General features: G+C 62.2%; 15 protein-coding genes. 3 read left to right on the top strand and 12 right to left on the bottom strand.

What is annotated here, in order from left to right; all coding sequences use genetic code 11:
* Positions 1-66 precede the first annotated feature (66 nt).
* From ACGHIZ_RS00505 to ACGHIZ_RS00495, 3 genes are read right to left on the bottom strand one after another with little or no spacing between them, the layout of a single operon-like run.
* The gene (locus ACGHIZ_RS00505; protein WP_390448336.1) at positions 67-1,272 is read right to left on the bottom strand and encodes an ABC transporter permease; all 1,206 of its coding nucleotides are present in this window, start codon (positions 1,270-1,272) and stop codon (positions 67-69) included.
* A complete protein-coding gene (locus ACGHIZ_RS00500; protein ID WP_117766270.1) occupies positions 1,259-2,446 on the bottom strand; it encodes an ABC transporter permease in 1,188 nt (395 codons plus the stop codon). The genes ACGHIZ_RS00505 and ACGHIZ_RS00500 overlap by 14 nt, the downstream gene beginning before the upstream one ends.
* 9 nt (positions 2,447-2,455) lie before the next feature.
* On the bottom strand, positions 2,456-3,394 hold the full coding sequence (locus tag ACGHIZ_RS00495; protein ID WP_390448333.1) for an ATP-binding cassette domain-containing protein: 939 nt from the start codon (positions 3,392-3,394) through the stop codon (positions 2,456-2,458).
* A gap of 210 nt (positions 3,395-3,604) precedes the next feature.
* On the opposite strand from ACGHIZ_RS00495, the gene ACGHIZ_RS00490 reads away from it, so the two are divergent.
* Both ACGHIZ_RS00490 and ACGHIZ_RS00485 read left to right on the top strand, forming a co-directional pair.
* A complete protein-coding gene (locus ACGHIZ_RS00490; protein ID WP_117778699.1) occupies positions 3,605-4,750 on the top strand; it encodes a sensor histidine kinase in 1,146 nt (381 codons plus the stop codon).
* Positions 4,747-5,376, top strand: a complete 630-nt coding sequence (locus tag ACGHIZ_RS00485) for a response regulator transcription factor (RefSeq protein ID WP_117766276.1) — start codon at positions 4,747-4,749, stop codon at positions 5,374-5,376. Before ACGHIZ_RS00490 ends, ACGHIZ_RS00485 begins: the two co-directional genes overlap by 4 nt.
* Before the next feature lie 78 nt (positions 5,377-5,454).
* On the opposite strand, the gene ACGHIZ_RS00480 is transcribed toward ACGHIZ_RS00485, so the two are convergent.
* Complete coding sequence (locus tag ACGHIZ_RS00480) at positions 5,455-5,700, bottom strand: hypothetical protein (protein WP_117773680.1); 246 nt, start codon at positions 5,698-5,700, stop codon at positions 5,455-5,457.
* Between the two features lie 282 nt (positions 5,701-5,982).
* Entirely contained in the window at positions 5,983-12,282 is a 6,300-nt protein-coding gene (locus tag ACGHIZ_RS00475; RefSeq protein ID WP_390448329.1) for a Spy0128 family protein, read from the bottom strand.
* 868 nt (positions 12,283-13,150) lie between these two features.
* Here ACGHIZ_RS00475 and ACGHIZ_RS00470 point away from each other — a divergent pair.
* On the top strand, positions 13,151-14,389 hold the full coding sequence (locus ACGHIZ_RS00470) for an IS110 family transposase (protein WP_055310779.1): 1,239 nt from the start codon (positions 13,151-13,153) through the stop codon (positions 14,387-14,389).
* Positions 14,390-14,562: 173 nt separating this feature from the next.
* On the opposite strand, the gene ACGHIZ_RS00465 is transcribed toward ACGHIZ_RS00470, so the two are convergent.
* The 7 genes from ACGHIZ_RS00465 to bilR form a co-directional block, all read right to left on the bottom strand.
* Positions 14,563-14,904: a 4Fe-4S dicluster domain-containing protein gene (locus tag ACGHIZ_RS00465; RefSeq protein ID WP_138113720.1), complete on the bottom strand. Its 342-nt coding sequence runs from the start codon at positions 14,902-14,904 to the stop codon at positions 14,563-14,565.
* A 7-nt stretch (positions 14,905-14,911) separates the two neighbouring features.
* Positions 14,912-16,000: a nickel-dependent hydrogenase large subunit gene (locus tag ACGHIZ_RS00460; protein ID WP_390448326.1), complete on the bottom strand. Its 1,089-nt coding sequence runs from the start codon at positions 15,998-16,000 to the stop codon at positions 14,912-14,914.
* 5 nt (positions 16,001-16,005) lie between these two features.
* Complete coding sequence (locus ACGHIZ_RS00455; protein WP_390448323.1) at positions 16,006-16,725, bottom strand: NADH-quinone oxidoreductase subunit C; 720 nt, start codon at positions 16,723-16,725, stop codon at positions 16,006-16,008.
* Complete coding sequence (locus ACGHIZ_RS00450; protein WP_390448320.1) at positions 16,725-17,345, bottom strand: NADH-quinone oxidoreductase subunit B family protein; 621 nt, start codon at positions 17,343-17,345, stop codon at positions 16,725-16,727. Before ACGHIZ_RS00450 ends, ACGHIZ_RS00455 begins: the two co-directional genes overlap by 1 nt.
* Positions 17,346-17,357: 12 nt before the next feature.
* Positions 17,358-20,240, bottom strand: a complete 2,883-nt coding sequence (locus tag ACGHIZ_RS00445) for a proton-conducting transporter membrane subunit (protein ID WP_196031365.1) — start codon at positions 20,238-20,240, stop codon at positions 17,358-17,360.
* Positions 20,241-20,525: 285 nt separating this feature from the next.
* Positions 20,526-20,921 carry a helix-turn-helix domain-containing protein gene (locus ACGHIZ_RS00440; RefSeq protein WP_035136573.1) on the bottom strand — a complete coding sequence of 132 codons (396 nt, stop codon included), beginning with the start codon at positions 20,919-20,921 and terminating at the stop codon, positions 20,526-20,528.
* 449 nt (positions 20,922-21,370) lie between these two features.
* Positions 21,371-23,401 (bottom strand): bilirubin reductase, long form, encoded by a 2,031-nt coding sequence (bilR, locus tag ACGHIZ_RS00435; RefSeq protein WP_390448316.1) that lies wholly within the window; start codon positions 23,399-23,401, stop codon positions 21,371-21,373.
* Positions 23,402-23,559 lie beyond the last annotated feature (158 nt).

Below are 23,559 nucleotides of genomic sequence, written 5' to 3'. Positions count from 1 at the left end.
ATATTGGGACAGTCCCTGCCAGCCCTGCCGGCGGATCGGCAAAGATTGTCCCCAATGACTAGGTGGCTAGACGCTGGATTTGTTGTGGGCGAGGGCTAGGCCTACGGCGGCGATGGCGGCGGCGAAGAGCACCGTGACGCCCAGGTCGCAGGCGATGTCGTCCAGCGCGGCAGACGTCAGGTCAGAGGTAAGCGCCTTGCCGATCGCGTCGTTCACCCAATACGTCGGCACAAAGTGCGCCACCGTCTGCACGGCCGAACCCATCAGCGACAGCGGCATCCAGGCGCCACCCAAAAACGTCATGAGCATGCCGAGTAAGTTGCCCACACCGTTGAGCAGCTCCTCGCGCGCACCCAGGCTCGACAGCATAAAGCCAACAGCCAGCGGCGTGCACGCCAGGGCAAACGTTGCCGCCAGCGCTAGGCACACGCGACCCACGCCGACCTCGGCAACCGCGCTGGCAAAGCCCACGACGCCCATCATGCTCGACACGAGCCAGATGCAGACGGCGAGCACGGCGGCGGCCGCGAACACAGCGAGCGAACGCTGGCGCTCAGAGACCGGGCTGGCATCCATGCGGCGCACGCGCTCGGGCTCGTTCATGCCCGAAAACACCAGTCCCACCGACACGATGACCGACGAGATGATCGCGTACGCGCCAAAGTTGAAGTACGACTCGAGCGTGGTAGCAGCAGTCGAGTCGACCTTGACCTGCTCGATCTGGACCTCCGCGCGCTTTGCGGCCGCGTGCTCGGCGGCCCTTGCGACGTCACCGTTGGAGGCAGCGGGTTCAAGCGCCGCCGCAGCGCCCGCGAGCGAGATCCAGCGCGAGGCCTCGGCGGACGAAAGCGCCGCCGCCATGGTGCCGGAACCATAGGTCACGTCGAGCTTGGGCAGGGCCTCCCCCGCACGGGCGGCTGCAACAAGATGGTCCTCAAACCCCTCCGGGATAAAGAACACGCAATCGGCACTGCCCTTGGCGCTGTTGCTCTTGGAGAGCGCGTCGGCAAGGTCGTATGTGTCGTCGCCGACGCCCGTGACCAGGTCAAAGCGTGAGCCCAGGTGCTTGGTAAGCGCCCGCGAAAGGTCGCTATTGTCGCGGTCGACCACGATCACGTTGGTGTCGTAGGGCTTGTACTCGGTAAGCTGCGACGAGTTCCAGCTCACCGAAGCCGCGATGAATACGCCCATGAGCGAGATGAACACCGTATAGATGAGCAGGTAGAACGGGTGCGCCAGCGCCATGCGAAGCGCGGTCTTAAAGGTGCTCATAGCGGCTCCTTCCAAAGATCAGCGTAGCGGCGGCGACAAACACCAGGGCCATCAGGACGAGCGCGCCGGCGCGAACAGCGAAGGGCCCCAGGTCCTCAAAGAAATACAGGCGATTGAACATGTCGCAGATGAGCTTGACGGGGTTGAGCCAGCACTCGACCGGACAAGCGCGGGCGACGTCGTCGGCAAGCGCCATCGCCGGCTCGCCGTAGAGGCCGGCAAACAGGGCGCACGTGGTGGCAAAGCCCGTGAGGATGCCCGACTTGGATGCCTTGCCGCCCTTAACGGGAAGCGTGCCCACAAAAAGCCCCAGGCCCGTGGCGGCAAGCGCGGATGCAGCCCCGCCCAGCAGGCACAACCCCTCGCGCCCGCCAAAGTCGACGCCCACGACCAGGCGCACGTAGCCGATCGCAACCGCCATCGATGCAAAGGAAACCAGCCACGAGCCGACAAAAATGCCGGCCAGCGACGCCGTCTTGGAAAGACCGCCCACGCAGCGGCGCGCGCCAAGGCCCGACAGATTAGGCTGCAAATCGACGACGCTCAAGGCGGCAAACTCGGCAGACATCATCGCGACCAGGCCAAAAAGCGCGTAATAGTAGATGACCGTGCCATCGGGCGTGGCACGAGTCAGGCTCATGCGGCGGGTTCCGCCCTCGAGCGACAGGGCGTGCGCAACCGCCGCCGGATCGGCGAGCGCCGCCGGGTTGTCCTGGGCAATCTGGCGCATGAGCTCGACATTTTGCGTATACGAGCTTGCCACCGTTTCAAGGATGCTGCGGTCGGTGAGCACCGACGAGGCGCGCGAGCTGTCGTAACTCGACAGCAGCGTGAGCCTGGGCGTGCCCGCGGCATCAACCGTATAGATGCCCGCGACCTCGCCGGACTTGAGCGCACGGTTCGCGGCGTCCACATCCTCGCACTCGTGGATCTCGAGCAGCTGATCGTTGTCTTCCTTGGCAAGCGACGTCGCCACGCCCTTAAAGGTCGAAGCGTCCCAAGCCTCGTCCGCCACGACGGCAACCGGCACCGGGTCGATCTTGCCGTCGGAGCTGAGGTTAGCAAACATAAACATGAACATCGTGGAAAGTGCGACGGGAAAGAGAGCACCCCAGACCCACGTGCTCGGCCGGCGCAGCAGCGTCTTGACCGTAGTGATGATGGTGTTGAACATGGCTGCCCCCTAGTCGCGCAGCTTGCGGCCGGTGATCTCGAGGAACACGTCGTTGAGGGTCGGCGGTTCGCTCCACACGCGGCCGAGCGCCACGTCGGCAGCACGCAGCGTGTCGAGGATGTCGACCAGATTGTGCGGGCTCGCCTCGCAGGTGCAGACGAGCTCGCCGCCGGACAGCTCGACCGAAAGCACGTGCTCGAGGGCCCGCAGTCGCTCGACCGTGGCGGCCTCGACGGCACCGACCTCAACAGTCACGCGCTCGCCCATCTGGATCATGCGCTTAAGCTCGTCGTTGGTGCCCTGCGCCAGCACGCGGCCGCCGTCCATGATCATGATGCGGCTGCAGATCTGCTCGACCTCCTCCATGTAATGGCTGGTATACACCACCGTAGCGCCCTCGTCGCGCAGGCGGCAGATGCCCTCCAGGATGGCGTTGCGGCTCTGGGGGTCGACCGCCACCGTGGGCTCGTCAAAGAAGATGAGCTCGGGCTTGTGTGCGATGCCGCAGGCAATGTTGAGGCGGCGCGCCAGTCCGCCCGAAAGCTTGCCGGGACGAAACTTGGTAAAGTCGCCCAGCCCGACAAAGTCGATCGCCTCGTCCACCAGCGCGCGGCGGCGCTTGCGGTCGTTAACGTAGAGGCTGCAGAAATAGTCGATGTTCTCGCGCACCGTGAGCTCGTCAAACACCGCCACCTGCTGCGGCACCACGCCGATGCGGCGCTTGAGGTCGTAGCGGGCGGGCGTCATGGGCTCGCCGAACAGCTCGATGGTGCCTTTGTCGTAGGCGAGCAGCTGCAGGATACAGTTGATGGACGTGGTCTTGCCCGAGCCGTTGGGGCCCAGCAGGCCAAAGATCTCGCCGGGGGCGATGCTCAGGTTAAAGTGGTCGAGCGCAATAAGATCGTCATAGCGCTTGACGAGGTTTTCGACATGGACGATGTCTGTCATGAGGCGGCCCTTCTGTTGGTCGTGGCCCGGTACGATTTCATCATCGCAGGAGCGGGCGGCGCGCACCAGTGAGCTTTGTCACGAGTGAGGGGGGCGGAGGCGAAACCCCCGCTCGCGCGAGCGATCGACGCCGATTTGCCGCGCGGGAGGAATGTCACGGTTGCCCCGGGCGGCCCCTCCACCACGCGCGGCTTCGCGTACAATACCCGTATGAACAGGCTTTTCGACAAATCGATTGTGCTGGCGTGCTGTATCGCAGCCGCTCTGGGCCTTGCTGTGGACGCTCGCCTGGTCGCGGCGTTTTGCCTTGGCGTTATTGCCACCTCGCTGGCTGAGCTCGCGCAGGGGAAAAGCGCCCGGCGCGCGAGCGAGACCGCGAGCTGCGCTTACATCATCGCGGCTGTCTTCGTGCCGCCGTTTGTGCCGTTTGCGCCTCTCGCCCTCTATGACATCGCGCGGCGGGTGCGCCGTGAGCACGCCTGGGCCGCGCTGGGCATTGGCGCCACCTTTGTCTTTGCGCTTGTCGCGGACCTTCGCACCGACGCGCTCACCGCCCGAACGCTCCTGCTGACTGCCATCCTTTCGGTTGCCGCTACCTTGCTATCGCTGCGCACCGCCCAGTTGGAACGCGAGCAGCAGCGCATGCGCCGCACCCGCGACGAGCTGCAGGAACGAGCCCTCGCGCTCGAAGCGCGCAACCGCGATCTTGCCGATCGCCAGGACTACGAAGTCGAGCTCGCGACGCTCGCCGAACGCGCCCGCATCGCGCGCGAGATCCACGATAACGTCGGGCACCAGCTCACGCGTACCTCGCTGCAGACCGAGGCCCTGTGCATAGTCCACGCCGATGAACCCGGCGTCGCCGCCGATTTCGCCGACGTCAAGCACACCGTTGACGAGGCGCTCCAGCTTGTGCGCACCAGCGTCCACGCGCTCAACGACAACGCCGTCGATCTTTCCGTGCAGCTCGAACGCATTGTTGAAGGCGCACGCTCGGACGGCGGCCCGCAGATTGAGCTTGAAGTTATGACCGAACATGCGCCCGCAAACGTCGCCAACTGCTTTGCGGCGGTCCTGCGCGAGGCGCTATCCAACACCATGCGCCACGCCCGCGCGCAAAACGTTGCTGTGCGATGCATGGAGCATCCATCGTTTTACCAGCTCATCGTTACCGACGATGGCATGGGCGGGACCCAGACGGGCGGTCGCGGCGCCGCCGAGGGCATGGGGCTCGGCTCCATGCGCGAGCGCGTCGAGGCGCTTGGCGGCACCTTCACCGCCGGCCCGCGCGCCGGCGTCGGCGGCTGGCGCGTGTTTGCCACCGTCCCCAAACAGCAAGGAGATGAGGCCCGATGAGGCTCATTGTTGTCGACGACGACCGCCTAGTGGTCGATTCGCTCAAGATTATCCTGGGCGCCCAGCCGCAGATCGAGGTAGTGGGCACCGGCGCCAACGGCAACGACGCGGTTTCGCTCTATGCCGAACACGCACCCGATATTGCACTGCTCGACATTCAGATGCCGGGACGCGACGGCCTATCGGCGGCGCGCGAGATCCTCGAGCGCGACCCTGCGGCGCGCGTGGTGTTTCTGACAACATTCTCGGATGACGAGTACATTGTGTCGGCGCTCAAGCTGGGCGCCCGCGGCTACCTGATCAAAACCGATGTCGCCGCTATTCCACCGGCGTTGGCGCAGGTCATGGACGGCAAACGCGTGCTCGAGGGCAAGGCGATCGAGGACATCGATTTTGACGGGACAGGCGCCGATGCCAGCACGCCTCGCCGACCCGCCGCCTTTGCCAGCCTGACCGACCGTGAGTTCGAAGTCGCCGAGCTCATCGCCCGCGGCCTCGATAACAAGGAGATTGCCGCCGCCGCTTACATGGGCGAAGGCACGGTGCGCAACCACATCAGCTCGATCCTTGCCAAAATGGGCCTACGCAACCGCACGCAGATCGCCATCGCCTACCTGCGAGGGTAATTACCCAACAACCGACCACCCCGGCATAGCAAAATGGCTGCTATCGATTTAATGCCATTTCAAAACTATGTCGGTTTACTACGATGAATCGCCCACCTTCGACCACGGCAAATTGCGCGCTTCCAAAACCGCAGGTAGAACGCTTGCGATATTTAGAAAAATGCAGTCATGGTCGGGAATGTCGAGTTCATCGTAGTAAACCGGCATAGTTTTGTTCGGGCGGCCCTGCACGAGCGCCTCCGCAAGCCTCGCGAGACCAAAATGATCCGTTTTCCTCCGTTCCCAAGGGATCAGCTGGAACCGCTCGCCACGAAACCTGCCCATCTACTACGTTTGACTCGATACCCCCGACCATACCCCCGTTTTCCGGAAAACCGCAGGCGTTCTACCTGCGGTTTTGTTTTTGCGCTTTTCGGCATGGTTGGGGGTAAGGGGCTAAACGTAGTAGATGGGCCGGTTTCGTGGCGAACCCTTCTCGCCTACGCACAAAAGCGCCGCCACGGAGGAGGGAGATACCTCCGTGGCGGCTGGGGCTGGGGGTGGGGCTATGTTCTGGCTCCCCGCCGGCCGCCCGGGGCCTTCTGGCCCCGGGCGCTGCCAGCGTGCCTAGCGCTTACGGATACCCCAGACCAGGGCTCCGACGCCGGCCATGGCGATGACAAATGCCATAAGCAGAGCGGCAGCCTGCTGGTCGCCCGTGGTGGGCAGGAAACCCTTGACCGTCTTGACGATGTTCGTCACGGTCTTGGGCGTGCCGGGATCGGGTGTCGGCGTAGGAGTCTCGGGCTTCTTGTACGTGTTGTTGAACACGATACCCTCGACGCTTTTGTCGCCCTTGGTATAGGTAACGCTCGCCTTGAGGTTACCCTCACCGTCGTCGACCACGTTGACGGTCGCGGTAAAGACGGACTTGTCGTAGGTCATACCGGCCTCGTCGCCCTTGACCTCGCTGACGGTGTAGACGTACGTACCAGGCTCGTCGTACTCGAACTTGTCGAAGTTGATCTTGCCGTCGGCATCGTTGGTAACCGTAGACTCGATGTCCTCGCCAACGAGCTTAAAGCTAAACTCGTCCTTCTTGAGCTCACGTCCCTCGAGCACCTTGATGGCCCCGATGGAAACCTGCGTGGGCATGGCGTGATACTTGTTGGTAAAGCCAGCCGACTCGGTGGTTCCCTCGAGCTTGTGCGTCGCGGTCAGCGTGCCGCCGCCGTTGTCGGAGACGGTGGTCACGACGGTGTAGGTCGCGCCGTCATAGGTGACGCCCTTGTGCAGGCCGAGCGCGTTGGGGCAAGCCTCGCGCAGCATGTACGTGTGCGTGCCGGGCGCCTCGTAGCGGATCGGGCTCAGCGTAACGTTACCGTCGACGTCATTGGTGCCGCTCGCGACAACCACGCCGTCCTCGAGCAGCTCAAACGTGAACTCGCCAGCTGCAAGGTCGCGTCCGGTCAGACGCTTGACCGTCTTGACCTGATCGGTCACGGAAGAATCGGTAGGTGCCACGCCGTAGGTGTTGGTGAACGTGAAGGCAGCACCGTCGTCGCCCTCGCGCACGACACGCAGATGTCCGGTACCGTCGTCAGTCACGGTGTAGGAAACCTTGCGCATGGCGTTGGCGTCGTTGGTCACACCAGGGGCACTACCGGACTCGGTCACCGTGTAGGTAAAGGTGTGCGAGCGCGGAGCGGTGGGGGCTGCGGGCTCGGACTCGTCGTTGGACTCGTCGGTGTCGGCAGCGTCGGCGTCAACCTCGGCCTCGCCGGCGTTGGCCTCGGCTTCGTCAGCTTCGTCTGCCTCGGCCTTATCGGTCGCATCGTCCGTCACGCCCAGAGCGCGGTTGAGGTCCTCGAGCGTAAAGTGGATCTTGCCAAAGCCCACGTTGCCAGCCGCGTCGTTGGTTGCGGTCGTGCGCTCGGGCATCGGGGCACCAGCCTCGTCGGCGGTCACGGTAAAGGTGAACTTGCCCGTGATGTCAACCGGGGTCAGGCCCTCGGCAGCTTGGAGCTTCTTAGTGCCGGTGAGCGCGGCATCGACGGCTTCGGCGCCGTAGACGTTCTCGAACAAGGGCTCGACGCCGCCGTAGTCGACCGTTGCCGTCAGGGTACCGTCACCGTTGTCGACGACGATAACCTTAAAGCCAAAGCTCCACGTTGTAGCGGAAACGCCATTCGGCAGCCCGAATAAATCTTCGTAGGCCGTGTAGTTAATGGTCCAGGCAAGCTTACCGTCCTTATCGGTACGATGGGCAAGCCCAGCAGCCTCAAGATTAGCAAGCATCTTAGTGTCGTAGTGCAGCGTATCAAAGCTCACGTGCCCGCCGATATTGGGCTTGAGGTTTTCGTATGCCACAAGCTCACCCTGATAGGCGATGCCGAACCAGAACTCGCCGTCGGCCATCGGGCGGCCGGTCAGAGTCTTGGTGGCAACGACCTGAGCGGCGGTGCCGCCAGGCGTGTTGGTCGTAGCGCTGTAACTGTTGTGGAACGGCACCAGGGCCTTCTCGACCTTGTTCTCGCCACTCTTGTGGACCGTCTCATGCGTGCCCTCGGGACCGCCGGAAACGGTCGTCGTAGCAGCGAGCGTGCCGGCGGTGTCGTCGGCGATGGCGATCGTCACCGTGCGCACGGCGTCGTCGTAGGTGTAACCGGGCTGGCCGTCGTTCTTCTCGGCCACGGTGTACGTAAAGGTCTTGCCGGCGTCAGCCTGCGTAAATATAACCTCATGACCAGCCAGAATGTCGATCAGTCCGACCGTTGCCTCTGCCGCTGCGGGGGACTTGAAGCTATTAGCCCCGGGCAGCAGACCGAGCGCGCGAGCCGAAGCGTCGTCAGCAGGTGTCACGGTAAAGGTGAACTGACCCTCGGTCATGGGGCGGCCATCCAGATACTTGCTGAGCCACAGACCGCCGGCAGCGGTGTAGTTAAGCTCAGTGCGGTACGTGTTGGTAAAGCGTCCGTTTTCCTTCTTGGTGACGTTGGCGGTCAGGCTGCCATCGCCGTTCTCGGTCACGGTCACTTCGGCGGTTGCGACATGCGCGTCATACGTCAAGCCGACCGTGCTGCCCGCGTTCTCGCGAATCTCGTACTTATAGGTTCCGGCGGCAGCGTAGTGAATCTTGCCGAACTTGATGGCGGCAATGCCGTCCTTCGCGTCCTTCTTGCTCACGGTTACGGTTGCGGGATCGGGCAGTGGGGCGTCTTCGGGGGCGGTGATGGTAAAGCTGAACTCGTCCCCATCCGTCCAGTCGCGGCCGCTGATGACCTTGCCCAGGTCAAAGTCGAGCTCCGCATCGAGCGGGGCCACGCTGTAGGTGTTCTTGAAAGTCGCAGCCGTGGCGTCCTTCAGGACATGCTCGGCCTTGAGGGTGCCGTCGCCGTTGTCCGTGATGGTGGTCTCGATGGTGTACTTGGCGTCACTGTAGGTGATGCCCTTGCTGGTGGTTCCGCCCTTGATCTCGCGCAGCGTGTAGGCGTGCTTGCCGGCCTCGGTGTACTTCACGGCGTTCATCGTGATCTTGCCATCGGCGGCATTGGTGCCGGTGGCGACGACCTTGGCGTCCTCGTCCTCGCCCTCGACGAGCTCGAAGGAGAACTCGCCGTCCTTGAGGTCGCGGCCGGTCAGGGACTTGGTCGCGGTGATCTGGTCGGTGACGCTCGTCTCGGCAGGCGTCACGTTATAGGTATTGGTGAACGTAAATGCCACATCGCCGTCCGGCTTGTGGGATACTTTCAGATTGCCCTTGCCGTCATCAGTCACGGTGAAGGAAACCTCGCGCGACAGCTTGGCGTCGTTGGTCACGCCAGCGACCTCGCCGGACTCGGTCACGGTGTAGGTAAAGGTGTGCTCGCGCTTCTCGGGCTTCTCGCCCAGAGCCTTGTTAAGGTCGTCGAGCGTAAAGGTGATCTTGCCAAAGTCGACCTTGCCCTTGGCATGATTGGTCACGCTCGCGTTCGCGGGCATGGGTGCACCATCTTCACCGGTCACGGTAAAGGTGAACTTGCCGGCAATGTCAGCCGGGGTCAAGCCGTCGGCGACCTGCAGGTTCTTCTTGCCCACAAGTGATACCTCGGCAGTATTCGTGGTGTAGACGTTCTTGAACTCGATGCTCTTGACGTCCTTGGCGTCCTTCAGCTCGTGCGTGGCAACCAGCTGGCCCTTGCCGTTATCGGCGATGATCGTCACGATGGTGTAGACCGCGTCATCGTAGTCAATACCGCCGGCGTTGCCCTTAACCTCATGCAGCTTGTAGGTGTGCTGGCCGATCTCGGTGTACTTGATGGCACTGAACGTCACCATGCCGTCGGCGGCGTTCTTAACGGTCTCGATAAGATCAGAGTCCTCACCCTTAATCTCGCGCAGCTCAAAGCTGAACTCACCGGCCGTAAGGTCGCGCCCGGTCAGAGACTTGGTCACGTCAATCTTGTCGGTAACGCTGGACTCAACAGGCTCCGCAGTGTAGACGTTCTTGAACTCGGTCTCGTCGGCTTCGCTCCAAGTCACCTTCACAGCGGCGCTGAGCTCGCCCCTCTTGTTGGGCGTTACCGTCACGGTGACCTCCGCGACGTTCTTGCTGTAGGCGATGCCGTCAATCGTGGTCCCGGCATGCTTTTCACTGACCTTGTAGACGTACGTGCCAGGTTCGGTGTATTCGATCGTGCCGAAGTCGATGGCAGCCTTGCCCTGGTCCAGGTCAGCCTTGCGCACGGTCGCAGTCCTAGCCGCAGGCATCGGGGCGCCGCTCTCGGATGTCAGGCCAAACTCAAACGCGTCAGCATTCGTCCAGTCGCGACCCTCGAGCACCTTGGTCAGGCCAAAGCTAGCCTTGGTCTCCGCCGTCGCCGGCGTCATGTTGTACGCAAAGCTAATCTTGCCGTTGTTGCCCAGGTAGGAATTGACATGCGTCGCGGTCGCCTTGGCGGACGTGTTGTTCCACTTGGGGTTGAGAACGTCGGCCGCGGTATCGGTTTTGTTGCCGCCCACGCTCTCCTTGGTGGTGTGGAGCTCATCGATAAAGGCCAGGCGTGCGGTTCCCACAGTAAACACCAAGTTACCGTTCTCATCGGGAACAATCGCGCCGCCGAACTTCGCGGCGTCGCCGCCGATAAACTCGATGACGGCGGTGGCGGGCTTGGCCTCGCCGTTCTCGCCCTGCTCTTCAAACTTATCCTTGTAGTAATAGGTGCCGGTATCTGCCAGCGAATTCTTTGCGGGCTGCGTGCATTCCTTATCCGTGTAAATAGGAGTCTGCTTCTGGAAGTAGTAGTAGCGGTTGGTGTCGGCGGGTTCAAAGGTCGCAACCGTATCGCCCATCGCACCGTCGCTCCACTTGTTCGCAAAGAAGTTCACGGTCTTGGTGCCGTCAACGACGGTCGTATTATGCTCGATGTAATCCTTGAGCCCCGCTACCTTCTCGGGCGTAAACAGGTTGTCGAGTGCGACCTTCTTCACGCTCGAGGCATACTTCACCTGGATGGGCTTAACGGTATCGACCGAAAGCTTGCCGTCTACGGTCTTAAAGTGACTCAGCGGAATCAACGACGCGGGAATGTTGACCGTTACGATATCGCCCTTCTGGGGATTGTCGTCGCCGGCACGCTGCACGGTAATGAGCAGGTCTTTTGCCTTGCCATCGAACTCGTACGTATCGGTCTTGGTTTCTTTGTTGACCGTCTTGCTCGCCTTGGTAAACGGCGTGCCGTTGATGACGACCTCGGTGAAGCTGTCGACCTGCATAAAGTCGCCCAGCTCATCGGTAAACGTGATGTAGCCGGACTTGGTCTCGTCGTAGCCCTTGTGGATTTCGGTCGGATAAGGCGGCTCCGACGTAATGGCCTGCGAGATGTCGTCGAAAACCTTCTTGAGTTCTTCTGCATTGGTCGCCGACTTATAGTAGTCGGAGTTTTCCGCGCGTGTGCCATGAGTATTCCACGCCGTGGCATTGGGGTAGTTACTAGAAACGGCCTGCATGAACTTGTTCTCTTTTTGGCTTTTTCCCGAATCCTGGATACCAGCGCTGGGATCCGCGCCATCAAAGATGCCGATAGTATAAACGGTGGCCTTGCTGTCCTTCATGTTCTTGGCAGCCGCCACGGCAGCGTTAGCAACCGTAGGATCAAACTTGTCAATTTTCGTTGGCGTGCCGTCGGTAAAGAACACAACAATCTTCTTGGCGTCCGCGCGACCAGAAGTGATACCCTCTGCCAGCTGCAGACCATTGTCGGCGCGCGTTGCACCAGCGGGTGTAATCTGGGCAATCCTATGCTTAAGAGCTTTCACGTTGCCGCCGGAGCAATCGGTCAGGTCTTTCATAACCTGTGTGTAATTGTAGGTGTATCCTCCGTCACGATACGTCTCGTTGCCGATATTGTTGGACGTCTTGCCCGCAAACTTAACGATAGCAACCTTATGCTGCCTATCCACGCCCTCGATGCCCTCGTTTTGTTTGGCAATGGCGTCGATGAAGCTGCTGGCAGCGCTCTCCAGCGCATCGATGCGCCTGGTGGGATCTCCACCGCCCATCTCATGATCCATCGAGCCAGAGGCATCCAGCACCATCACGATGTCGAGCGGCGTGGTAACCGTCACGGTTGAATTAGACGTCGAGGACATCGCCGAAAGCGTGGTCAAAAAGTCCGACTCTTCGTTTTCCTCGGTTGCCTTGACCGTCTTGTCGGTCCAGATTCGACCGACGTTTTGGGTCGTTACCTTATTGCCACCGTGGCCTGCCGCCCAGATTTCCCAGCGACCGCTGGTGTCGGGGTCGGCGACCTTTCCGGTCATTATCGGTCCGTCCATTCCTGTGCTGGACCTGGCGTTGGCCTCGGGCAGCATGGCAAATGCTGCAGCCGGCAACACCAGCACCACGGCCAGTATCACCGCCAAGAGACCCCTCGTGTACTTACTCATCGCGTCTCCCTTCTCGCGGTCTCAGACCTTGCAACAGCCTAAAGTTACGAAATGAGACACAATTTGGGCAGGTGACACATGTTCCAGATTCTGTTTTGGGCGTGAGACAAATGTCTCACCAAAGTTGAGACACGGCGTTTTCGCAGGAAAACGGGTGCGACTCGGAGCCATCAGGCAAAAATGATCCGCTTTCCTCCGTCCCCAAAGGGGGCAGTCGATGGCGCTCGCCACGAAACCGGCCCGTCTACTACGTTTGACCCGATACCCCTGACCATAGCCGCGTTTCATGAAAAACCGCGGGCAATTTACCTGCGGTTTTGTTTTTTGCGTTGTTCGCCATGGTTGAGGGTAGCAGCCTAAACGTAGTAGATGGGCCCATTTCGTGGCAAACGGGTCACGTGGCAGCCCTCGCAAGGCCAAAATGACCCGTTTTCCTCCGTCCCCGGGAGATCAAGGGCTGTTACGGATATGGTGCCATTTCAAAACTATGCCGGATTACGGGGCTAAAGTCGGAACCCTCATCCATACCCTCATTTTTTGAAAAACGGCAGGCTATCTACCTGCACTGATAATTGTTCTCGGGGGAAGCGGGCACTGCGGGGCGCGGCAACGGCGCGCGATTTCCGCGTCGCAGCGCTACCCTGATGCTGAATGCCGGGACGATGACCCACTGACCTGCTGACGCCTCTTCGGCCGTCCTCAAATCCGACCTGTCTCGCCCCGGCATCCGCGTCCCGGAGTCCTGCCATGACCTAATAGGAGCATGAGCGCGGACAATCGGACAAGCCAATTGGATTGTAGCGCTCCCGTCAGTGCAATGTCTGGGAGACCCGGGCGCGGAGCAGGCGGCAGACCGAGGGGAGCGAAAATGGAAGGCGAAACGGTCATCGCGGGCGTCGACACGCACAAGGACGTGCATGTTCTGTGCCTGCTCGACGGCCTCGGGAGGAAGATCTGGAGCGGGAGCTTCGGGGCCGACCCCGAGGGCTACGACAGGCTGGCGGAGGCGATAGGCGACCCGGGGAGCTGCATGGTCGTCGGCGTCGAGGGCACGGCATCGTACGGGGCCGGGCTGACAAGGAGGCTCGTGGAGCTCGGGTACAACGTCGTCGAGGTGCTCAGGCCCAAGAGGGACAAGGTGAGGCCCGGCGAGGGGAAGAGCGACCCGCTGGACGCCGAGCGCGCGGCGCGCAAGGCGGCGTCCGGGAAGGGCTGCTCCGTGCCGAAGTCGCAGGACGGCTGGGTCGAGGCGGTGCGCCAGCTCTACGTCGCGCGCAGGCTGGCCGTCGCGACGTCCACGTCCTGCGTGGCCTGCGCGAAGTCGATGCTCACGACGGCCCCGAGCGCCCTGAGGGAGCGGTTCAGGGGCCGCGAGCGGCCGAAGGACCTCATGCCGCTGCTCGCGCGCGGGAGGAAGGCGGGCGACGCGCTCGAGGAGAGCGTGCTGGCCTCGCTGCGGTCCGTCGCGGCGGTCTGGAAGGAGGCCCGCAGCCAGGTCGAGTCCCTCGACGAGCGCATCCGCGCGCTGCTGGAGGCGAACGCGCCCGCGCTGCTCGGCGTCGAGGGCTGCGGCACCACGACCGCCGCCGCCCTGGTCGTGGCCGCCGGCGACAACCCCGGCAGGCTGAAGGGCGAGGCGGCGTTCTCGATGATGTGCGGCGCCTCCCCGATCCCCGCGTCGAGCGGGAAGACGGACCGGCACAGGCTCAACCGCGGCGGCAACCGGCAGGCGAACTGGGCGCTCTACGAGATCGCGATCAAGCGCATGGCGTACGACGAGAGGACGAGGAGGTACGTGGCGAGGCGGACCTCCGAGGGGAAGTCCCGGCGGGAGGCGGTCCGCTGCCTGAAGCGCTACATAGCGCGGGAGGTGTACCACGTGCTCATGGACCCGAACCCCGACGGCGCCGCGCCGGAAGGCCCCGAGCTCGCGAAGATGCGCAAGGCGATGCGGGTGACTCAGAAGAAAGCCGCCGCGGAGCTCGGCCTGTCCGCAGCCACACTCGGGCACTTGGAACGGGGGAAACGGCGGTCGACGAAACTGGAGAGGAGGTATTACGAGCTCCTGTGCGAATTGGAGAGAGCGCTCCCGCAAACTGCCTCTTGACAACTTATAGGAGCGTCGGTTTTGTTTTTGCGATTTTCGGTATGGCCGAGGGTCCGCTATCCAGCCCCGTAATCCGGCATAGTTTTGTTCGTGGCGGCCCAACCGCGCGTTTAAGTGCGGGGCCGGTGGGGCAAAATTGCCCCACCGGCCCCTATTCCAGTTCTATCCCAGCGTTACTCCGGCTTGGTTTCTACCGTGGGAGTCTTGTCCGCCGCGACTGGAGTGCGGGCAGTGTCCATAGTCAGGCAGTGTTTAGGACAGCTCTCGATGCACTCGCCGCACACCACGCAAGCGTACGGGTCGATCGACCAGGTACCGCCCTTGCGATCGACCGCGAGCGCGCCCGCCGGGCAGCGGCGCGCGCACATGCCGCAGCAGATGCACACGTCCATGTCGTTGACGATATGCCCGCGCAAGCGCTCGGGTGCCGTCAGCTTCTCCTGCGGATAGCGCACCGTGACCGGCTGCTTGACCATAGAACCTAAGGCCGTCTTGGCAAATGTCAGTAAACTCATGCCGCGCCTACCTTTCCGTGCAGCTAATGCAGGGGTCGATGGTCAGGATAATCATGGGCACGTTGGCAAGGAGCACGCCCTGCAGCGCATGTGTCAGACCCGCCAGGTTCTGCGACGTCGGCGTGCGCACGCGGAAGCGGTCCAGGTTCTTGGTGCCGTTACCGCGCACATAGTAATACGCCTCGCCGCGCGGCTGCTCAATCACAACCTCGCCGCGTGCGCCGTCGGCCGGTGTAAGCTTGGTGCGCCCGCCTATCCCGTCGTGCGGAATCTTGCCCACAAGCTCCTTAATGATGTCCATGGCCTGCGTGACCTCGGCACAGCGCACCTGGCAGCGGGCATAGCAATCGCCATCGGTAGCAACGATGGGCTCAAACGCAACCAGATCCGCATAGGCACCGTCGTCAAACATGCGCACGTCGTAATCCACGCCCGAGGCGCGCCCAAACGGGCCGACCATCGACAGATCCAGCGCATCTTTCTTGCTGATCACACCCACGCCATGCAAGCGCTCGCCGCAGCTGTCATCGTCCAAAAACGTATGCACCAGGGCCTCGTAGTCGGGACGCATGGCATCGAGCGTCTGGACAATTCCGGCCAGCTCGGAGTCCTCGATATCGTGCTTAAGGCCGCCGATCTCGTTAATCGACAGAATCACGCGGCCACCGCACGTGCTCTCGAAGATCTTGAGAATCTGCTCGCGCAGGGTCCACGAACGATAGAACAGTGCCTCGAAGCCAAAGGCGTCGGCGAGCAGACCCAGCCACAACAGGTGCGAATGAATACGCGAAAGCTCGTGCAAAATGGTGCGGATATACTGCACGCGGCCGGGCACCTCGATGTCGAGCATGCGCTCGCAGGCGCTGGCATAACCGTAGCTGTGGCCCACGGCGCAGATGCCACAGATGCGCTCGGCGATGTAGCCAAACTGGTGCATGTCGCGCTTTTCGGTGAGCTTCTCGAGCCCGCGGTGCACAAAGCCGATCTGCGGAATTGCCTCGATGACGCGGTCGTCCTCGATTACCAGGTCCAGATGAAGCGGCTCGGGCAGCACCGGGTGCTGCGGGCCAAACGGAATAACGGAGCGATGTGCCATGGACCTTACGCCTCCTTTTTCTGCTTGTCGCGGGCGGCCTTGGCGGCAAGCGCCGCGCGGACCTTGGCCGCTTTCTCGGGATCCATGGCGGCGAGCTTTGCCTCCATCTCGGCAGCCTTGAGCGCGGCCTTCGCAGCAGTTTCATCGTGCTGAGCATCGGAGCCGGCAGCCGCAGCGGGCTGAGCGACGGCAGCGCCCGCAGCATCGCCAGCGCCCGCAGTGCCCTCCCCCGCAGCGGCCGTGGCAGTAGCAGCCTTCTCGGCCGCGGCCTTGCGCGCCTTGGCCTCGGCAGCGGCACGGACCTTCATGGCTTTCTCGCGCGCGGCCTTCACCTCGGGCGTGATAACGCTCATGGGCTCGGCAGTCGAGACCTGGTAGAAAAAGCCCTTAAAGTCAATCTGCATATCGGTAATGGCAAGACCAAACAGGTCGTGCGCTTCGTTTTCAAACGGGAATACTGCCGGATAGTACGAGCTGATGGACGGAATCTCCTGGTACTGATTAATTCCCTCAACCACCAGGTTCTCGATCGCATAGCTGCCGTCCTGCGCAATCTGCTCCTGAGCAGCACGGACGTTGATAAACGTATAGACCAGGCGATACGACCCGTCGTCCACACAGCGCTCGGCGTGCATTTGCACAAAGCGCGCGCCGACGCCCTTGAGCGCCTGCACATGCGGCAGGAGCTCGTCGAGCCCGACGGTGGTATAGATAGCCTTTTGCATTACTCGGCCTCCTTTGCAGCGACGGGCGTCTCAGCAGGTGCGTCACCAGCGGCAGGCGCTGCGGGTTTCTCGGCAGGCGCGCCACCGGCACCGTCAGCCCCGGCCCCAGCTGCAGCCACGAACCCGTCCTCGCCCAACTCGACGCCGCCATCCCAGGTAGCAGCGCCGCCCACGGTAAGCGGGTCACCGCCGGCGCGCATCACGGCCTCCTTCTGATCAAGGATGCCGCACGCCTCCACGATGGCATCGATCACGGTCTCGGGACGAATGGCGCACCCGGGCGCATACACGTCCACGGGAATCGCGCGGTCCACGCCGCCGATCACGTTATAGGCATCGCGGAATACGCCGCCCGAACACGCGCAAATGCCGCACGCCACCACGCACTTGGGCTCGAGCATCTGGCTGTAGATCTGGCGCACGACGGGCAGGTTCTGGGCATTGACCGACCCCGTCACCAAAAAGATGTCCGCATGCTTGGGGTTGCCGGTGTTGACCACGCCAAAGCGCTCCGCATCGAACAGCGGCGTGAGCGAGGCCAGCACCTCGATATCGCATCCGTTGCAGCTCGAGCCGTCGTAATGAATGACCCACGGCGAGCGCGACATTTTATGATCCATGGATGCCGCCTCCTAAATAAACACGTCAACGAGGATGGGCATAAGGTTGAGCAGGCCAAACACCAGCGCCACGCCCCATCCGAGCCTAAAGCAGCTGCGCCAGGTGCTGCGTGCGAAGGTGTTGTCGATCAGGACCTCGACAAAATACGTCGCGGCCATCACGACCAGGGCTACAACCCAGCTCACGGGGTTGTCCCAAACAAAGAACATGCCCACCCACATCAAAAACAGCACGGTCTCGCACCAGTGCATAAGGGTCATCTTGGCCAGCGTGCCGCCGCTCATCTCGGTGGCGACGCCCTGGACGATCTCCTGATGCGCGTGATGCGAGTACGAAAGGTCAAACGGCGACTTGCGCAGCTTGATGGTAAGCACCGCGAGCAGCGCCAGGAAAATGGGCGCGCTGTACACGATGATGGGGGCCGACTGCCCCGTCACGGCGATGGAATCAAAGCTGTCGGTGGCAAGGTACAGGCCCACGCTCATCAGCAAAACGGCGGGCTCGTAACTCATAACCTGCAGTAACTCACGATCGGCGCCAACCTGGGCAAACGGGCTTTGCGTCGAGGCGGACGCCAACACCACAAAGATCGCGGCGAGCGTCACCATAAAAGCGCACAGTAGCGTGTTAGAGCCCGACACAAAGATGCCGCCGCCCACGACGGTAAAGATGAGCGCGCACGCCATATAGGTATCGTCCATGGTGTTTACGCTGGCAGGGGCTTTGCGCAGCAGCTTGGCAACGTCGTAGAAAGGCTGGAGCAGGCGCGGGCCCACGCGGCCCTGCATACGGGCCGAAAGTTTGCGGTCAACGCCGTCGATCAGGCCACCAACCAAAGGCGCCAGCAGGGCAAACACCACGGTACCAATAAATATGCCCACGACGCCCGAGCCTTCAAAATACTTGCCGCGCAGCACCGAGGGCGCACTCATGGCAAGCCGCTCGGGCCCAATCCACGCGCAACACAGCAGCGCAAACAAGATAATACTGCAGCACACGACGCTACCCGCGGGACCAATACGCTTCTCGCCAAGGGCGTCCTCCGAGTACCAATTGCGCTTTTCAGCCTTTACCTCGTGTCCCATCGAGCCGCGGAAATGGCGATATTTATCGGTTCCCACGCCCGAAAGGTACACGTTGACGTGCGGCTTATTGCTCACGCGGAATGAAGTCAGCAGCACCACGGCGATAAACGCCACGATAACCACCATCAGATACATGGCGTCCTTGCCGATAACGTACGGCACGCGGCCAAACACCATGGCCAAGTAAGGCGACACCAGACCGCTCGAGATAACCGGGAACGCCACGCAGCACAGAATCAGCAGCGCGGCGATGGTGTTGAGGGCCATCCATTCGGTCTTATGAACATTGACCTCAACGTTTTGAGCCGTGGGGTCGACGCCCGAAAGCTTGGCAAGCCACTTGCCCCAGAAGTAAAACGTCGCGGCCGAGCCAAAGGCCAGAACCATGATCATGAGCACGTTGCCGGTCTGGGCAAACGCCACCAGGGCGCCCCACTTGGACACGAGCATGCCAAACGGCGCCACAAACATGCCCATGATGCCCAGCATCATCAGGCGCGTCAGGTGCGGCATGCGGCTGAACATACCGTCCATGTCCTCGATATTGCGGCTGCCGATATGATGCTCGGCCGTGCCCACGCACAGGAACAGCAACGACTTTGCCACCGTGTGGAACAGGATCAGGAAGATGGCCGCCCATACGGCCTCGGGCGCGCCGACACCCAAGCAGGCACTGATGAGGCCCAAGTTGGAAATGGTGGAGTACGCGAGCACACGCTTGGCGTTGCTCTGCGAGATGGCCATGAGGGCAGCGAGCAAAAACGTGATGGCGCCCACACTCGTGACCATAAAGCCGGTCACGGGATAGATGGCATAGAGCGGGCTCAGCTTGACCATCAGGAACACGCCGGCTTTGACCATGGTTGACGAGTGCAGCAGGGCGCTCGTGGGCGTGGGGGCAACCATGGCGCCCAGCAGCCAAGTGTGGAACGGCATCTGTGCGGCCTTGGTAAGGGCGGCGAGCGATAGCAGGACGACCGGCATCACCAGCAGTGCGGACTGCGCGGTACCGGCGCCGGAAAGCTCGATCATGCCCGAGATGGTCAGCGGCATGCCGTTGACGTGCAGAAACATAAGGCCCGCCAAAAACGCGATGCCGCCCAGCATGTTGAGGATGATCTGGGTGAAGGCGTTTTTGATGGCCTCGGGCGTGCGCGTGTAGCCAATCATGAGGAACGAGCACACGGTGGTGATTTCCCAGCCGCAGAACAGCCACTCAAGGTTGTCGCTCGTCACGATGACGAACATGGCCGAGAGGAACAGGAACATGAGCGCCAGGAACTGCGGGCGACGGTCGGGCGCGGTCTGCCCGCGCAGCGCGGCCTCGTGCTCGTCATGGGCCTGGAAGTCCTTCATGTAGCCCAGGGCATACACGCAGATAAGGCTGCCGACAATGCCAACGGCGAGCACCATGATCACACTCATGTAGTCCAGGTAGAGCGGGGTTGCGGTGACGGCTTCGGTCGCGGGCAGCGTCATGGCTGCAAAGGCGAGCGAGCCCACCAGTTGGACTATGCCGAGCACCGTGGTGAGCGCGTTCCTATATTTGTACGCGTTGTATAGGATGACGGCGCACAGGATGACGTCGATGACGGAGCTGATGATCGAGAGCACATGCGAGGTACCGGGGGCAACCTCAAAGCTCTGCGGACCCGTGCCAAAAAACATGACGGCGACTACAACCGTCACCGCCATAATAATGCCGGAACCTATGAGCCCCACCGCATCGCGGGCGCGGTCACCGCGCGCGAGCAGCATGCTCAGCGCCGGTACCAGCGGAAACAGGGTAAGGAAATACAGTAGCGTCATACCATCACTCCCCCATGCAAAAACGCTGCAATTGTTTAACGTTATAGCTCAATTGAGGAGCAGCGGCGGCAGGTTTTCGGTCAACTGGGGAGTTTTAGGCGTACGGGGTAAGGGCACGTCCGCTTTGGAGCAGTGGGGCGACGCTCCCCTATCGCAGCGACAGGCGCGCGGGCCACTGCGCGCGGTTTATTGGCCACGTTGGAGGATGTCCCGACAGGCTCGCGCCGGTCCAAAAAGTTGGCGCGGCAAGAAAAATGCGCCCCTATGGGCGCACCATCCCGTTTGCTATTCCGCCTTTTTAACGCGCGGCTTGCGACCGCGCGGCTTATCGACCAGTGCGGCCTCACCGCTCTCGCGGTACTGACGGCACCAAGCCTTGACCGAAGACTCGCTGGGAATCTTGTGCTTGATCATGGCCTCGCGAACCGTCAAGCCGTTTTCCAGACGGTCCTTAACCACAGCGAGCTTTACGTCGTACGAGTAGGTGTGATGATGCGAACCGGCATTGAGAACGGCGTCGGCACCGCCCACGGCATACGCGCGGGCCCACTGACGAGCCGTGGCCTGGGGAATGCCAAGCTCCGCGGCGAGGGCGCGATGACCGACCCCCTCTTGGAGGATCTCGACGGCGCGCTGCCTAACCTCGGGCGCATGCGTGCGAGTCCTAGTTGCTTCCGACATACCTGCCACTTCTTAGCCTTAACCGTTAATCTGCTTTCTTACGTGCAAGTTAGATAGTAGCATTTTACTGTTTGCTCAAAGCAGTTAATTAAAATAGACGCGGCGTTATCTGGGCATTTGGCACCAAATTACGACATTTCTTTATCGATTATTTACGCTGGTAGCTGACTCGCAGCTAATCGTCATTCGCTTGTCAACAAAATTGGCATCTCTTTATGTCCTTTGATATAGAGGATATAGTTATTAACCCCTCCCCCAATAATTTTGAGTGATCTGCGAGGCAGTAGACGTCCTCACTCCTCATGGTTACCGCGCATTGCCATCCACCGGAGCAAAACAAAAAGGGCGGGACCTGCTGCGCTTGCAGGCCCCGCACCGGTTGACACCCGACGGGGCACAGCCGGGCGAGACGGATCCGTGCTACCGCCCCGCCTGGCCGCGATGTTCAACTACAGCTCGTTGGCCGCGTGATACGCCGTGCGAATGGCGCTCGCAATGTCGGCGGTGCGCTCACCCGAGCAGTCGCCCACGCAGGTCACGGGCACCGTCACGCCATCCAGGTCAAACGCGTTGGCCTTGGAGCCCACGGCCATCACCACGTAATCGCAGGCGATCTTCACCGGCTCCTCGGCGCCGTCCTCGGTGGTGCGAACAGCCTCCACGCCCTCGTCGGTAATGGCGGTCAGGCGGGTCTTCACGTGCTGCTCCACGTTGTGCTCGGCAAAGTCGCTCATAATCAGCGGCAGAATGGTCTCGGACTCGCCCGCGGCAATCTTGTCGAGCATCTCCACGATCGCCACCTCGCAGCCGTGCTGCAGCAGATACTCGGCGGTCTCGGTGCCCACCAGGCCACCGCCAATGACGGCGACGCGGCCGCTGAGCTCCACCTTGCCGGCCAGCACGTCCCAGCTCGAGACGACCTTGTCCGAGTCGCCACCCGGAACGGGGATGACCACGTCGTGCGCGCCCACAGCCACAATCGCGGCATCGGCGGCGTTGAGGTCCGCGGGGCTAGCGACGTGGTTGAGCTCGACCTTCACGCCCAGGCCAGGCAGAATCTTCTCGTAGTACTCGACCGAGCGCATGATCTCGTCCTTGCGCGGAGGCGCAGCCGCCAGCACAATCTGGCCGCCCAAGTGATCGCTCGCCTCGTAGATGGTCACGTCGTAGCCGCGCTTGGCCGCCACGCGTGCGGCCTCCAGGCCGGCGATGCCGCCGCCCACCACGGCGATCTTCTTGTCGCCCTCGCCCGGCTTAATGGCGATGGTCGCCTCGTCGCCGTTCTCGGCATTGAGCACGCACGAGATGTACTTGCGATTTTGAATCGCGTCGACGCAGCCCTTGTTGCAGTTGAGGCACTCGCGGATGGGCTCACCCGTGGCGGCCTTCAGCGCAATGTCGGGGTCGCACATGAGCGAGCGGCCATAGGCGATGATATCGGCCGCGCCGTCTTCCAGAATCTTCTCGCCGGCCTCAACCGAGACAACGCGGCCGACGGTTGCCACCGGCACGGAGACCAGGGCCTTGACGCGCTCGGCCACGGGCAGCGTCCAGTTGTAGGGCATGGCGCCCATGGGCGGAATGGTGTCGCCCATGTTGCCGGTGTGGTTGGCCTGTGCGACCTGAATCATATCGATGCCCGCGCCCTCGAGCAGCTTGGCAAACTCGCAGGCCTCGTCGGGCTGCAGGCCACCCTTGCCGCGCGGCGTGCCGTCGGGGTTCTCCATGATCACGGGGAGCTTGTACTCCACCATCAGCTGCGGCGCGGCTTCCTTAATGGCGGCGACGACCTCCAGCGCGTAGCGGACGCGGTTCTCGAACGAGCCGCCGTACTCGTCGGCGCGCTGGTTGAGGATGGCCGAGCACAGCGAACCCACCAAGCGGTCGCCGTGGACCTCGATGGCGTCGATCCCGGCCTGCTGTGCGCGAGCGGCCGAGGCAGCGATGGCCTCCTTGATCTGGGTGAGCTGCTCTACGCTCGCCTCGTTCACAAAGTGCTGCATGTCGTGATGCAGCTTGGCGTAGGCCTGGTTGCGGATCTCGTTGGACTCGGCCATCTTGGCGGCAAAGGTCTCCTCGTCGCCGGCGGCCTTGGCCTCCTGCGCGGCCTTGGCGGCGGCCATGGATCCCATGACCATGCGGCCGACACCGGGCACATCGTACTCGGGGTGGAACAGCTGCAGCGCGACCTTGGCGCCGTGCTTGTGGACGGCGTCGGCCAGCGCCTTAAACGTGGGGATCTGGGCGTCGGTTGCCAGCTTGGGCGTGGGGCTTGCGGTCATGACGGGAGCGACGTCGCCGATGACGATGTAGCTCACGCCGCCACGGGCCAAGCGCTCGTAAAAAGCCAGGCTGCGCTCGCCGATGGAACCGTCACGCTCCTCGTAGCCGGTGGTCAGCGGCGGAAACATAATGCGGTTCTTGAGCTCAAGGGGGCCAACCGTAATGGGCTGGAGCAGCTTGGATGCAGGTGTGGTCATGGACATTCCTCTCTTGTAGGCGCGGCGGCGATGATGCCACGTAGTTGTCTAGAGGATATGGCATGGGAATACAGCAGCGCAACGGAAATCGGCGAATATCAGGTGCCGGCAGGTGGATGGGATGAGCCCAACAGCGGGTTTTTCTCGATCTGTAACAC

Origin of the sequence: Collinsella sp. i05-0019-G5 (assembly GCF_042851345.1) — a bacterium.
Taxonomy (GTDB): Bacteria; Actinomycetota; Coriobacteriia; order Coriobacteriales; family Coriobacteriaceae; genus Collinsella.
The sequence above is the reverse complement of the archived record's forward strand: the minus strand, read 5'-3'. Positions and strand labels throughout refer to the sequence as shown.

Bases quoted from the DNA above. Each gene is read 5' to 3' on its own strand.
- ACGHIZ_RS00465 (WP_138113720.1), bottom strand. From the start codon at position 14,904: ATGAGTTTACTGACATTTGCCAAGACGGCCTTAGGTTCTATGGTCAAG.
- ACGHIZ_RS00455 (WP_390448323.1), bottom strand. From the start codon at position 16,725: ATGCAAAAGGCTATCTATACCACCGTCGGGCTCGACGAGCTCCTGCCG.
- ACGHIZ_RS00480 (WP_117773680.1), bottom strand. From the start codon at position 5,700: ATGGGCAGGTTTCGTGGCGAGCGGTTCCAGCTGATCCCTTGGGAACGG.
- ACGHIZ_RS00505 (WP_390448336.1), bottom strand. From the start codon at position 1,272: ATGAGCACCTTTAAGACCGCGCTTCGCATGGCGCTGGCGCACCCGTTC.
- ACGHIZ_RS00460 (WP_390448326.1), bottom strand. From the start codon at position 16,000: ATGGCACATCGCTCCGTTATTCCGTTTGGCCCGCAGCACCCGGTGCTG.
- bilR (WP_390448316.1), bottom strand. From the start codon at position 23,401: ATGACCACACCTGCATCCAAGCTGCTCCAGCCCATTACGGTTGGCCCC.
- ACGHIZ_RS00490 (WP_117778699.1), top strand. From the start codon at position 3,605: ATGAACAGGCTTTTCGACAAATCGATTGTGCTGGCGTGCTGTATCGCA.
- ACGHIZ_RS00475 (WP_390448329.1), bottom strand. From the start codon at position 12,282: ATGAGTAAGTACACGAGGGGTCTCTTGGCGGTGATACTGGCCGTGGTG.
- ACGHIZ_RS00450 (WP_390448320.1), bottom strand. From the start codon at position 17,345: ATGGATCATAAAATGTCGCGCTCGCCGTGGGTCATTCATTACGACGGC.
- ACGHIZ_RS00500 (WP_117766270.1), bottom strand. From the start codon at position 2,446: ATGTTCAACACCATCATCACTACGGTCAAGACGCTGCTGCGCCGGCCG.
- ACGHIZ_RS00440 (WP_035136573.1), bottom strand. From the start codon at position 20,921: ATGTCGGAAGCAACTAGGACTCGCACGCATGCGCCCGAGGTTAGGCAG.
- ACGHIZ_RS00485 (WP_117766276.1), top strand. From the start codon at position 4,747: ATGAGGCTCATTGTTGTCGACGACGACCGCCTAGTGGTCGATTCGCTC.
- ACGHIZ_RS00470 (WP_055310779.1), top strand. From the start codon at position 13,151: ATGGAAGGCGAAACGGTCATCGCGGGCGTCGACACGCACAAGGACGTG.
- ACGHIZ_RS00495 (WP_390448333.1), bottom strand. From the start codon at position 3,394: ATGACAGACATCGTCCATGTCGAAAACCTCGTCAAGCGCTATGACGAT.
- ACGHIZ_RS00445 (WP_196031365.1), bottom strand. From the start codon at position 20,240: ATGACGCTACTGTATTTCCTTACCCTGTTTCCGCTGGTACCGGCGCTG.